Here is a 12686-nt window from a genome sequence, read left to right on the forward strand (position 1 = left end):
GGGTGTGGCGACGCGGGGGCGAACTGTGGTTGGGAGCGCTCCCAAAACAGGAGCGCTGAGGGCGGGACGGAATGGGTCGGGGACGCGGACACTGACGCTCCCCCGTACGCAACCCGGATCGCATGTGATCCAAGTCATTCGGGAGCGCTCCCATGAGAATAACCACCACGGCTTCACATGTAAACACCCCGTAAAGAACAGCGTTCGACGGAGCAGCGCGACCTCGGGAAACCCCCGACCGCGCGGCGCACACCCGCCCTTCACCCGGCGGCGCCCCTCCGGGAATAGCCGGAGCGGACGCGCCGTTCCTCTGGTAGTTTCATCGCTAAATTACTTCTCAAGAAGCTTTTTTCTAGGGGGAAAGATGGCGACCCGCACATTGGTGACCGTCTCCGCGGGGATGAGCACGCCGTCCTCGACCCGCCTGCTCGCCGACCGGCTGACCGCCGCCGCCGAGGCGTCTCTGCGCGAGCGCGGCGACGAGGTCCGCACACGCACCGTGGAGCTGCGCGAGGTGGCGCACGACATCGTGAACGCGATGACCACCCGGGTGCCCACCGGCGATCTGCGCGGTGTGCTGGAGGACGTCGCCGGGGCGGACGGGATCATCGCGGTGACCCCGGTGTTCAACGCCTCCTACAGCGGCCTGTTCAAGTCCTTCTTCGACGTGGTCGACCCCGAGGACCTGGACGGCATGCCGGTGCTGATCGGCGCGACCGGCGGCAGCCCGCGCCACTCGCTGGTGCTGGAGCACGCGCTGCGGCCGATGTTCGCCCACACCCGCTCGGTGGTGGCGCCCACCGGCGTGTACGCGGCATCGGAGGACTGGGGCTCGGGCGAGGGCGGCGGCCGCGAGCTGACCCGGCGCGTCGAGCGCGCCGGACGCCAGTTCGCGGCGCTGGCCGCGGACCGCTCCCCCGCCGCCGCGGACCCCTACGAGGAGCCGGTCCCCTTCGCCGACCTGATGTCGGGCCTGGGCGCCTGACCGGCCCGCCGTCCGGCCGGACGTGCGGGGGCTCCGAGCGGTCCGGCCCGGACCCGTCGCGGCCCCCGCCACCACCGGGGAGCGCTGAGTCCGGGCCCGGCCGCCCGTCCGTGCCCCACACGCGGACGGACGACGGGTGGGCCTGAGCGGGACCGGGGTCAGTTCCCGTACTCGGCGCGGATGCGGTCGGCGAAGCGGGCGAAGTCGGCCCCGTGCAGGAAGGCCGAGCGCATGGTGCCGTGGTCGGCCCTCCCCCGGCCCGCGATGTCGAAGGCGGTGCCGTGGTCCACCGATGTGCGCAGGATCGGCAGGCCCACCGTCACCGAGATCGTCCCGTCGAAGTCGAAGGTCTTGGCCGCGATGTGGCCCTGGTCGTGGTACTGCGAGAGCACTCCGTCGTAGTGACCGGTCAGCAGCCGGTGGAAGACCGAGTCCGCCGGGACCGGCCCGACCACGTTCGCACCCGAGGCGCGCGTGCGCTCCACCGCCGGGGCCAGGTGGCGGATCTCCTCGTCTCCGAAGGCGCCGTTCTCGCCGCCGTGCGGGTTGATCGCCGCCACCGCCAGGGTGGGTTCGTCGTGGCCGAACACGCGCAGCGCGGTGAGCGCCTCGGTGATCGCCCCCACCTGCTGCTCCTCGTTGATCATGTCCAGCGCGCCGCGCAGCGAGACGTGCCTGGTGGCGAAGAAGACCTTCTTGCCGCGCACCACGAACATGGTGTTCTGGCGGGTGACTCCGGTCAGCTCGCCGAGCATCTCGGTGTGGCCGAGGTGGCGGCTGCCCGAGGCCCAGACGGCCTCCTTGTTGATGGGCCCGGTGACGATCCCGTCCACACGCCGCTCCATCGCCGCCCGCGTGGCCACCTCGATCGCGCGGACCGCGGCGGCCCCGGCGCGCGCGTCGACCACGCCCCACTCCAGTGCGGTGCCGCCGAGCGCGTCGATGTCGAGGCAGTCGACCACCCCCTCCTGCTCCGGCGGAAGGTCCCAGGAGGACAGGGCGCGCACCCGCACGTCCAGGTCCAGGACGGCGGCCGCGCGGCGCAGCACGGCGGGGTCGGCGACGACCACCCCGCGCGCGGGGGCGGTGGCGCCCACCTCGGCCAGGGCGCGCACGGTGATCTCGGGGCCGATGCCGACGGGGTCTCCGACGGTGACGGCCAGGGTCGGGCGTTCAGTCATCTTCTTGTCCTCCTCCGCTCGGGATCCGCGCGGACACCCCGCGCAGCCTGTCGTCGACCGTGTCGCGCAGCCGCGCCAGGCAGCGCGCGATGGTGTCCTGGTCCCCGACCAGCCCTCCCTTGGTGATGATCGGGGTGCCCTCCAGCGGCCCGCCGTCCAGGCGGCCGTGCACGGCCAGCGGGACGAGTTCGCCGCCCACGTCCAGGGCCCGCACGTCCAGGGCGGCGAGCAGGGCGGAGGTGACGTCGCCGCCGCTGGAGAACAGCGCGCTGGGCCGGACCCGGGCGACGGCCGCGGCGACCAGCGCGGCCAGCATGCCCGGCATGGCGCGGCGCGCCTCGGCCGGCAGGCGCACGACGTCCTCGGCCGAGGCGCGGGTGCGCACGACCACCGCCGCTGGGAAGGAGGACCTGGCCAGGGCTCCGACCAGGAGCCGCGCGACCTCGTCGCGGTGCCCGGGGCCGGACGTGAAGCGCCGGGCGTCGACGTCGACGAACTCCACCGAAGGGTCCTCGGCGACGGTGTCGAGCTGGCGCCGGGTCAGCTCGGTCGCGCTGCCCACCACGGCCAGGACCGGCCCGGGGTCGGGCGCGGTGCCGCGCAGCCCCAGTTCGCGGGCGAGCAGCGCCCCGAACGGGCCGGGGTCGGCGGCCACCCAGACGGTGCCGTCCCTGCGGGAGGCCGCGGCCGCCGCCCGGGCGATGTCGGCCAGGTGGTCCTCGGTCACGGCGTCGCACAGCACGACGGGTTCGTCGCCCGCGAGCAGCTCACCGACGAGGTCGGAGCGGGTGACCCGCCCCAGGGACAGGTGCCGCACGGCCAGGGCGCTCTGCTCGGCGACGAGGTCGGCCACCACGCTGGTGCGGACCGGGTTCAGCGGGTCCAGGGCGAGCTGGGTGCGTTCCAGGGGGACCCCGTCGAGCAGTTGGACGCCGTCGACGGTGATCCGCCCGGAGGCGGGGTGGGCGGGCGCGAAGAGCACGCGGACGCGGACTCCGGCCGGCGTGCGCTCGCGCACCGCCCGCCAGACGGCCTCCAGTTCGGCGCCGACGTTGCCGCGCAGGGTGGTGTCGGTGCGCTTGACCACCAGCTCCACCGGCCAGAGCCGGTCCACGGCGGCGGCGACGAGCCCGGCGGCCTCGGGGGCGGGCAGGTGGCGGCTGTCCAGGTTGGCCACGACCGCGTCGTAGGCCGGGGCCGCGTGGTGGGCGTGCCCGGCGTCCACCGAGGCCACGCGCATGCCGGTCTGGGCGAAGCGCGCGCCGGTGGCGTTGGCTCCGGTGAGGTCGTCGGACAGGACGAGGATCTGCGCCACGGGATCCCCCTATCCCAGGACCAGGGCGGCGACGCACAGCAGGGGCAGGCTGGCCAGCCACAGCACGGTGGTCATCCCGCTCCACATCTTCATGGCGGCGCCGCCGGACAGGCCGGTGAACCGGGTCACGACCCAGAAGTAGGAGTCGCTGACGTAGGAGAAGACGAAGGAACCGGCGCACGCGGAGGCCACGGCGAGCGCCGGGTCGATCCCCGCCGCCGCCACGATCGGGGCGCTGAGGGTGGCGGAGGTGATGATGGCGACGGTTCCCGAGCCCTGCGCCAGCCGGACGAACGTGGCGATCACGAACGGCAGGAGGAACATCGGCACGGGCCAGCCCGAGACGGCGTCGGCCAGCGCGTCGCCCACGCCGGAGGCGCGCAGGACCTCGCCGAAGGCCCCTCCGGCGCCGGTGATGAACACGATCATCCCGGCCGAGGCGGCGGCCGCGGTCAGCCAGGAGACGACCTTTCTGCGCCCGGTCCCCCGGGGCGGCAGCGCGTAGACGGCGATGACCAGCCCGATGGCCAGGGCGACGGCGGGGTTGCCGAGGAAGGCGAAGACGTCGGCGACCGCGCTGCCCTCGGCGAGCGCGCCGGTGAGGGTGTTGCCCACGATGAGCAGCAGGGGCAGCAGCAGCGGGATCGAGGCGGTCAGCGCGCTCACGCCCGGGTCCGGGGGCTCCTCGCTGATGTCGCGCCCGGCGGCCGGAGCGGCGGTGTTATCGGGGACCAGGCCCGACTCCACGCTCGCCTCCAGCCGGGGTCCCATGTAGCGCGCGTAGACCACCACGACCGGGATGAGCAGGATCGCCATGGCCCCGCCGAGCAGGACGGTGGTGCCCAGGTCGGCGCCGAGCAGGCCGACGGCGGCGAGCGGGCCGGGCGTGGGCGGGACCAGGTGGTGGGTGATGGACAGCCCGCCCGCCAGGGCCAGGCTCATCACGACCAGCGGCCTGCCGTAGCGCCTGGCCAGGGAGCGGGCGAGCGGGTGCAGGATGACGAAACCGGAGTCGCAGAACACCGGGACGGACACGACCGCGCCGGTGGCGGTCATCGCCACGTCCTCGCGGCCCTTCCCGGCCATGCGGACGAAGGCCTTGGCCAGGGCGTCGGCGCCGCCGCTGCGTTCCAGCACGGTGCCGATCATCACGCCCAGGGCGATGACGACGCCGATCCCGGCGAGGGTGTCGCCGAAGCCGGTGGTCAGGTGCTCGACCAGTTCGGCGGCGGGGACGCCCGCGACCACGCCGGTGACCAGGGCCCCGGCGAGCAGGCCGACGAAGGCGTCCAGCCGGGACCACAGGATGAGGGCGATGACGGTGGCCACGCCCAGGAGCAGTGCCGCGAGGAGCTGTACTTCCATACCAGGTGCCTTTCAGGGGGTCACCGCGGTCGCGTGCCCGCTTCGACCGCGACGACGCGGGGGGTGCAGGCGGGATCGGCGTCGAGGGCCTCGCGCTCGCGGGCTCCGATCCCGTCGTCGGTGATCAGGCAGTAGGGTCCGGGCACGACCGCCCAGTACGGGTGAGGGCCGGAGCCGACCTTGGTGGAGTCGGCGACCACGAAGATCCGCCGGGCGCTGCGCATCTGGAGTTCCTTGGCGGCGGCGATCTCGGGGCTGGGGCAGTTGAGCCCCCGGCCGGGAAGGAGCCCGTCGGCGCCGATGAAGGCGATGTGCGGGGTGATGCGGTCCAGCACGCCGTGCGCGTAGTCGCCGACGATGGAGCCGCGCCTGCGCCGCACGCGACCGCCGACGACGACGAGTTCGATGCCCTCGGCGTCGTGCAGCGCCGCCATGGGGCCGAGGCCGGAGGTGACCACGGTTGGCCCCGAGCGCCGGGCCAGGCGCTCGGCCACGAAGGTGGTGGTGCTCCCGGCGTCCAGCAGGACGACGTGGTCGTCCTCGACCAGTGCGGCGGCGTGGTCGGCGATGCGCCGCTTGGCGGGGGCGTTGCGCAGGCTCTTCTGGGTCCAGGACAGTTCGGCGCCCCCGGGCGCGGGGACAGCGCCGCCGTGGGTGCGGACCACCTTTCCGGCCCTCTCCAGTTCGCCCAGCCCGCGCCGCACGGTGGAGGGGCTGATGCCGAGTTCCCGTGCGAGGTCCTCGACCCTCTGCACGCCGTCGGTGACGGCGTCCAGCAGCCCCTGGTGACGCATGACCACTCCTGCTCGTTTCGCGCATGTGAACAGGGACATACTGCTCGCTTCACGCAAGGGAAAGCAAGTTTTCAGCACCAATATGCCCATAACGCGCACATGACGTCCGGGAGGTGCGAATGCGGACACCGAGCCGAGAACAGCGCGGCCCGGGGACGTTTGGGCCGGGCGGCGCACGGCTATGTCGCATACGGCGCCGCAGGGGGCCGCAGTGAGGACTACGGAGCGTGCCGATGCGAAGACAGTTCATCAACGAGCCGGGCGAAGTGGTGTCCGAGGCGCTGGAGGGGTTCGCCGCGGCCTGGCCGGGGCACGTGCGCCTCAACGCCGACCCCGCCTACGTCGTGCGCGCCCGCCCGGCCGCGGACAAGGTCGCGGTGGTCTCCGGCGGCGGCTCTGGCCACGAGCCCCTGCACGTGGGCTTCGTGGGCACCGGCATGCTCGACGCCGCCGTGCCGGGGGCCGTTTTCGCCTCCCCCACCGCCGTGCAGATCCGTGCGGCCTCGCAGGCGGCCGACACCGGCAGGGGCGTCCTGCACGTGGTCAAGAACTACACCGGTGACGTGCTCAACTTCCGCATCGCCGGTGAGCTGCTGGCCGACGCGGACGTGCGCAGCGAGATCGTCCTGGTCGACGACGACCTGGCCACCGACACCGGCGACGGCGGGGGGCCGGGACGGCGGGGCACGGCGGCGGTCGTGGCGGTGGAGAAGGTCTGCGGCGCCGCGGCCGAGCGCGGCGCCGACCTGGCGGAGCTGGCCGCGCTCGGTCGCCGGGTGGCCGAGCGCAGCCGCACCCTGTCCGTGGCGCTGGCCGCGGGCGCCCACCCGGGCGATTCGCGGCCCTCGTTCGAACTGCCCGCCGACGAGGTGGAGTTCGGCGTGGGCATCCACGGCGAGCGGGCCCGGCGGCGGCGGGCCTTCGGCCCCTCCCGCGAGCTGGTGCCCCCGATGGTCTCGCCGCTGGTGGAGGCGCTGGGCCTGGGGCGCGGGGACCGGGTGATCGCCATCGTCAACGGACTGGGCGCCACACACGACCTGGAGCTGTACGGGGTGTTCCGCGAGGCGCGGCGCGTCCTGGACGACGCCGGGATCGGGGTGGTCCGCTCCCTCGTGGGGTCCTATGTGACCTCCCTGGACATGGCGGGCTGCTCGGTCACCCTGGTCGAGGCCGACGACGAGGTACTGGAGCTGTGGGACGCTCCGGCCGCCACACCCGCACTCACCTGGTAGAACATCCGTACCAGCACAGCCCGAACGGGAGCACCGGCATGGCAGAGCAGCTCAGTCCCTCCGACGTCGAGCGGTGGGTGCGGGCCTTCATCGGCGCGGTCGAGGAGGAGGGCGCACACCTCACCGAACTGGACCGCCGCAGCGGCGACGGCGACTTCGGCACCAACATGACCACCGCGCTGCGCCGCACGCGCGAGGCCCTGGCCGACACCGCCGCCACGGGGTCGGCGGGACAGCCCTTCGAGGTGATGGCGGAGACCTTCCTTGGCCACAGCGGCGGCACCAGCGGCCCGCTGTTCGGCATGTGGTTCCGCGAGTTCGGCAAGGCGGGCGCGGGCGCGGAGGCGTTCACCCTGGCGATGGTGGCCGAGGCCACCGCGAACGGGTGGGCGACCCTGCACCGGCTGGGATCGGCCGAGGTCGGGGACCGCACCATGGTCGACGCCGTCGCCCCTGCCTCGGAGGCCCTGGCCGGGGCCGTGGACAGCGGCGCGGGACTGCGCGCCGGGCTGCGGGAGGCGGCGCGGGCCGCGCGGGAGGGCGCGGACGGCACCAGCGAACTGCTCGGCCGCCGGGGGCGCACCAGCTACGTGGGCGAGGCCGCCCTGGGCAGCCCGGACCCCGGGGCGGTGACCGTCGCCCTGTTCTACCGGGCGGCGCAGGGGGTCGTCGGAGTCTGAACCCCGGTCGGCCGGGACCGCGCGCGGGGGTGCGCGGCCACGGCCCCGCACCCCCGGACGGACGCGCGGCGAAGGGCCCGGGCCCGCTCAGGCGCCGCCGAGGTACTCCACGAAACGCACCCCGGTCCCGCCCGGGCCGCAGCTCACCCCGACCAGACGGCCGGTGAACCCGCCCGCTACCTCGGTCGACAGGTAGCGTCCGTCGATCCGGGCCAGCTCGGTGGCGCCGTCGGGGGTGCGGACCGCGGCGACGACCACGTCCGGTCCCCGTTCGCGGCTGTACTCGGGCGCCGTCGAGGGCTCCACCCGCAGTTCGAGCACCGTGTCGGCGGAAGCGGGCGCCTCCCCCAGCACGCTCGTGAGCGGTCCGATCCGAACGACGGCGCGCACACGTCCGCCCCCGACCTCCAAGGCGAACCGGTGGTCGGGGTCGACGCGGGCCTCCAGCGCGCCCGCGTCCCCGTCCGCGTCGATCCCGGCCCGGACGGTCATGGTCGCGTGCTCCTGGCGGCGGCCGACGAACACCCGCTCTCCCCCGGGAGGCGACATCCGCCACCGGTCCCCCGACCACCGCAGCACCCGGTCGGGGAAGACCCCGGCGCCGACCCAGTCGGGGCCGGGTGTTCCCTTCCCCAGTGAGGCGCGCACCCGCGGCGGCTCACCAGGTTCGACCGGCCCGGTGACAACGGGCCAGCCCTGGCGCCAGGCGACGTCGACGGCGAAGGTCTCCCTGCCCATCACGTGCCAGCCGGGGAAGGAGCCCGAGGGCCGCACCCCCAGGAACACCGCCGCCCAGGACCCGTCGGGCCGCTGGACCAGGTCGGCGTGGCCGGTGTTCTGCACCGGTCCCGGCGTACCCCTGGCGGTCAGCAGGGGGTTGTGCGGGCAGGACTCGAACGGGCCCTCCGGCGAGGGCCCCCGGGCGACCGCCACCGCGTGCCCGGGCCCGGTGCCGCCCTCGGCGACCAGCAGGTACCACCACCGCCCGACGCGGTACAGGTGCGGGCCCTCGGGGTCCCTGCCCCCGGTGCCGCTCCACAGCGAACGCGGTTCGGACAGCAGCTCGCCGGTGGCCGGGTCCAGGACGGCCTGGCGGATGCCGCCGTCGGACCAGGTGAGCAGGCACCTGCCGTCCCCGTCCCAGGCCAGGTCCGGGTCGATCCCGCCCGCGCCGCGGATCCGCACCGGGTCGGACCACGGACCGGCGGGGTCGGTCGCCGTCATCAGCAGGTGTCCGGGGCCGTCGGAGACGTTGGTGGTCACCAGGAAGAAGGTGCCGTCGTGGCGGCGCAGGGTCGGGGCGTAGACGCCCGAGGACGGCGCGGCGCCGGACAGCACCAGCTGGGAGGGCCGCTCCATCACCGATCCGACCCGCTCCCAGGACACGAGGTCCCGCGACCGGAACAGGGGGACCCCCGGCGCGTACTCGAAGCTCGAACACGCCAGGTAGAACACGTCGCCGACGCGGCACACCGTGGGGTCGGGGTGGAAACCGCCGAGGATCGGGCGGGTCGGCAGGACACCGCCTCCGGGGGGAACTTCGGGCTCGGTCACCCCACGAGTGTGACACGGGCGACCGGGCGGGCCTTCCGGGGCCGGGGCGGGCGCCCGCCCCGGCCCGGGAAGGTCCAAGGAAACACTGCTCAGGCGTCGATGGTGAGCTCGCCCATCCGGTCCCAGCCCTCGCCCTCCACCGCTCGGCTGACGATGAGCGGGGTCTCGGTGAGCAGCGGCTTCATGGCGGCCAGCCCGTCGCGGAAGTGGTCGCTGTCGACGTGCGCCCCGGCGGCGCCGTCCTTGAACGCCTCGACGAGCACGAACTCGTTCTCGCGCTCGACGCTGCGGGACCACTCGAACCACAGGTTGCCCGGCTCGGCGCGGGTGGCCGCGGTGAAGTCGGCGACCGCGTCCAGGAAGCCGTCTCCGACCTCGGGCCTGACCCGGAACTTGACGACGATGAGGATCATCGTCCCTCCTCCCTGTTGCTGCTGCGGGACGCGGTGTGCCGTGCCCCGTCCCCACTTTCCCAGAACCGGCGGCCTCGAAGGCCACCGGACGGACCGGCGCGAACCGGCCCGCGGGCACGGGCCGGTCTCGGGGACGGCGCGGCGGCTCCCCGCCCTCCGGACCCGCGGTGCCCACGGCGCCGCGGCCCCTCCGGAAGCGGGGCGGCCCGCCGCACCGGGGTGCTCGGCTCGCGCCGCCGGGTCCCCGGGCCCGCGCCCTCCCCGGAGGGTGCGGCCGTCGCTGGCGATGCGCTGCCGGTACGCTCCGGGAGCGGAGAAATGGGCGACATGACCTTATTGGCGCAGTCAGTACCGGCTACGGTGTCCGGACGGCCGCAAGCCGACCCGGCGCGGACGGATCGCGAGCCCTGAGAGACCCCGACCTCTCCCGGCGACTCGTCAGCAGTGTTTACCCTCACACGGGCACGCGCCGCGGCCTGCGATAGGGTGGAACGTCGTCGTCGCGCCGCCCGCGGTGGGACCCGGGGACAGCTCTTCCCACTCGTCCCCCGCCGTCAGTGCCCGTCGGCGAATGGGCAGGGCTGCGTTCGACGCTCCGCCCCACTCCATGCCGCGCCTGCCGCGCTGGCCGTGAGACCGGGCGGTCGTTCCCGGCGGCCGCCACGCGCGCACGGCGCATGGAGCTTCAGATACCGGCTGCGGCGCGTCCCGGCCGGTGCTTCCATCCGAGGGGCTTCCTCTACTCCATGTTCTCCACTCTGCGCTCACGCGCGTCCGCGCGAGGCAGACGTACCGACTTCTGGGTCATGGGCGTGTCCGGCGTCTTCATGACCGTCTTCGTCACGGCCGCCCTCGTCTCGCCCGGTGCGGTCGGGACCGTCGTGGACACGGCTTTCACCTGGTCCGCGCGCTGGTTCGGGGCCTACTGGCAGCTTCTGATGCTGGCCACCTTCGTCGTCATCACCGTCCTGGCCTTCTCACGCTACGGCCGGGTGCGCATGGGCGGCTCCGGCAGACCCGAGTTCAACCGGTTCACATGGGTCGCGATGATCACCACCACCCTGCTCGCCGCCGGAGGGGTGTTCTGGGCGGCGGCCGAGCCCATCGCCCACTACTCCTCCCCTCCGCCGCAGTACGCCGACCAGGTGGACCAAAGCTCTGCCGCCGCCGTCGCGATGGCGCAGAGCTTCGTCCACTGGGGCTTCATCGGCTGGGCGATCGGCGGTGCGCTGGCCACACTGGTCATGATGCGCGGGGTCGAGAAGGGCATGCCGCTGCGCCCGCGCACCCTGCTGTGGCCGCTCATGGGCGAGCGTGTCCGTACGCACTGGATCGGCACGGTCGTCGACATCAGCTGCGTGCTCGCCGTGGTGGCCGGAACAGTGGGGCCCATCGGCTTCCTCGGCCTCCAGATCTCCTACATCTGCGGCCAGCTGTTCGGGCTGCCCGACACCTACGCCGTCCAGGCCCTGATCATCCTGGGCCTGACCGTGGTGTCCGCCGTGTCCGTGCTGAGCGGGATCCACAAGGGCATCCAACTGCTGAGCCGGGCCAACGTCTGGGTGGCGCTGGTCCTCATCCTGGCCGTCCTCGGCATGGGGTCGCTGCCCTTCGTCGCGGACCTCTACATCCAGGCGAGCGTGGTGCACGCGCAGGAGTTCTTGCCCATGGCCCTCTACACGGGCGACGAGCAGTGGCTCGGATACTGGACCCTGTTCTTCTTCGGCTGGTTCCTGGGCTTCGGTCCGATGATGGCGATCTTCTTCGCCCGCATCTCACGGGGCCGCACCGTGCGCGACATCTACGTCGGGGCGACGGTGCTGCCCACGGTGGTGACCACGATCTGGTTCACCGCGCTGGGCGGCACGGGCATCTGGCTGGAGAAGCAGGACCCGGGGGTGATCACGGGCCCCTACGCCCGGGACGGCCTGCCCGCCGCCGCGCTGGCCATCTTGGAGGCGCTGCCGCTGACGGCGGTGCTGGGCGTGCTGACGGTGATCGTCGCGCTGATCTTCCTGGCGTCCACGCTCGACTCGATGTCCTACGCCATCTCGGTCTCCAGCATGCACGAGGGCGAGCCCTCGGGCCTGGTCCGCGCGTTCTGGTGCGTGGGGATGGGCCTGGCCGCCGTCGCGCTGCTACTGGTCGGGGACGGAGGGATCCAGGCGCTGCAGTCCTTCATCGTGGTGACCGCGGTGCCAGTGGGCCTGATCATGCTGCCGACGCTGTGGACCACACACCCGCTGCTGCGCGACATGGCGGTCGAGCAGGGCGTCGTCGTTCCGCACCCGTCCCCGGACGAGGACGGGGCCCGTACCCCGCGGACCGAGGAGCCCGTCGGCTAGGTCGTGTTCCCCGGAACGCTCCGGTCCCGCCCGCGAAGCCGACGGGGCCGACCCGCGCGAACCGTCCCGCGAGAGCCGTCCCGGAGCGCCGCCCGCCGATCCGAAAGCCTCCGCGGAACGCTCCCCGAGGCATGCCGCCGGGGTTCCCCCGCGCCCGGATCCCCTTCCGGGTCCCTGACACGGCGGGGCCCGGGCCGCGGACGTACTCGCGTCCGCGGCCCGGGCCGGAGTGGTCGTCCTACCGCTGGCCGTCCCCTCCGGGAACGGTGGCCGCCTCCCCCTTGGCGGCGAGCAGTGAGGCGTGGGTGGGCGCGTCGGGCACGTGCGCGGGCCGCCCGGCGGCGAACTCCCTGCGCAGCACCGGAACGACCTCCTCGCCCAGCAGGTCCAACTGCTCCAGGACCGTCTTGAGCGGCAGGCCCGCGTGGTCCATGAGGAAGAGTTGGCGCTGGTAGTGGCCGAAGCTGTCGCGGAAGGTCAGCGTGCGGTCGATGACCTCCTGGGGACTGCCGACGGTCAGCGGGGTCTCGCGGGTGAACTCCTCCAGGGAGGGGCCGCCGCCGTAGACCGGCGCGTTGTCGAAGTAGGGGCGGAACTCCTTCACCGCGTCCTGGGAGTTCTTGCGCATGAACACCTGTCCGCCCAGGCCGACGATGGCCTGCTCGGCCCTGCCGTGGCCGTAGTGCTCGAAGCGGCGGCGGTAGAGCGAGATGAGCTTCTTGGTGTGCGTGGCGGGCCAGAAGATGTTGTTGTGGAAGAAGCCGTCCCCGTAGTAGGCGGCCTGCTCGGCGATCTCGGGGCTGCGGATGGAGCCGTGCCAGA

At 73.7% G+C, this 12686-nt stretch carries 11 protein-coding genes; 4 read left to right on the forward strand and 7 right to left on the reverse strand.

Annotation, left to right across the window (positions count from 1 at the left end):
• Positions 1 to 364 precede the first annotated feature (364 nt).
• Positions 365 to 985, forward strand: coding sequence for an FMN reductase (locus ABD54_RS22065; RefSeq protein ID WP_047871442.1), 621 nt, complete (start codon positions 365 to 367; stop codon positions 983 to 985).
• 158 nt (positions 986 to 1143) lie between these two features.
• Here the strand turns inward: ABD54_RS22065 and pdxA are convergent, their stop codons facing one another.
• The 4 genes from pdxA to ABD54_RS22085 are packed head-to-tail and all read right to left on the reverse strand — an operon-like array spanning position 1144 to position 5640.
• Positions 1144 to 2166, reverse strand: a complete 1023-nt coding sequence (gene pdxA / locus ABD54_RS22070; protein ID WP_047871443.1) for a 4-hydroxythreonine-4-phosphate dehydrogenase PdxA — start codon at positions 2164 to 2166, stop codon at positions 1144 to 1146.
• Positions 2159 to 3481, reverse strand: coding sequence for a four-carbon acid sugar kinase family protein (locus ABD54_RS22075; protein WP_047871444.1), 1323 nt, complete (start codon positions 3479 to 3481; stop codon positions 2159 to 2161). The genes pdxA and ABD54_RS22075 overlap by 8 nt, the downstream gene beginning before the upstream one ends.
• A gap of 9 nt (positions 3482 to 3490) precedes the next feature.
• The gene (locus ABD54_RS22080) at positions 3491 to 4846 is read right to left on the reverse strand and encodes a GntP family permease (protein WP_047871445.1); all 1356 of its coding nucleotides are present in this window, start codon (positions 4844 to 4846) and stop codon (positions 3491 to 3493) included.
• Positions 4847 to 4866: 20 nt separating this feature from the next.
• Positions 4867 to 5640 carry a DeoR/GlpR family DNA-binding transcription regulator gene (locus ABD54_RS22085; RefSeq protein ID WP_047871452.1) on the reverse strand — a complete coding sequence of 258 codons (774 nt, stop codon included), beginning with the start codon at positions 5638 to 5640 and terminating at the stop codon, positions 4867 to 4869.
• Between the two features lie 233 nt (positions 5641 to 5873).
• Here ABD54_RS22085 and ABD54_RS22090 point away from each other — a divergent pair, with 233 nt between their 5' ends.
• Positions 5874 to 6872 (forward strand): dihydroxyacetone kinase subunit DhaK, encoded by a 999-nt coding sequence (locus ABD54_RS22090; RefSeq protein ID WP_047871446.1) that lies wholly within the window; start codon positions 5874 to 5876, stop codon positions 6870 to 6872.
• A gap of 38 nt (positions 6873 to 6910) precedes the next feature.
• Entirely contained in the window at positions 6911 to 7552 is a 642-nt protein-coding gene (locus tag ABD54_RS22095) for a DAK2 domain-containing protein (protein WP_047871447.1), read from the forward strand.
• Positions 7553 to 7639: 87 nt separating this feature from the next.
• Here the strand turns inward: ABD54_RS22095 and ABD54_RS22100 are convergent, their stop codons facing one another.
• Both ABD54_RS22100 and ABD54_RS22105 read right to left on the reverse strand, forming a co-directional pair.
• Positions 7640 to 9106 carry a glycoside hydrolase family 43 protein gene (locus ABD54_RS22100; protein ID WP_047871448.1) on the reverse strand — a complete coding sequence of 489 codons (1467 nt, stop codon included), beginning with the start codon at positions 9104 to 9106 and terminating at the stop codon, positions 7640 to 7642.
• Positions 9107 to 9195: 89 nt separating this feature from the next.
• A complete protein-coding gene (locus ABD54_RS22105; protein ID WP_047871449.1) occupies positions 9196 to 9519 on the reverse strand; it encodes a putative quinol monooxygenase in 324 nt (107 codons plus the stop codon).
• A 746-nt stretch (positions 9520 to 10265) separates the two neighbouring features.
• Here ABD54_RS22105 and ABD54_RS22110 point away from each other — a divergent pair.
• A complete protein-coding gene (locus ABD54_RS22110) occupies positions 10266 to 11864 on the forward strand; it encodes a BCCT family transporter (protein ID WP_047871450.1) in 1599 nt (532 codons plus the stop codon).
• 238 nt (positions 11865 to 12102) lie between these two features.
• Here the strand turns inward: ABD54_RS22110 and ABD54_RS22115 are convergent.
• A partial coding sequence (locus ABD54_RS22115) for an LLM class flavin-dependent oxidoreductase (RefSeq protein WP_047871451.1) occupies positions 12103 to 12686 on the reverse strand: 584 nt, incomplete at its 5' end.

Origin of the sequence: Nocardiopsis sp. RV163, assembly GCF_001029525.1 — a bacterium.
GTDB classification, from domain to species: domain Bacteria; phylum Actinomycetota; class Actinomycetes; order Streptosporangiales; family Streptosporangiaceae; genus Nocardiopsis; species Nocardiopsis dassonvillei.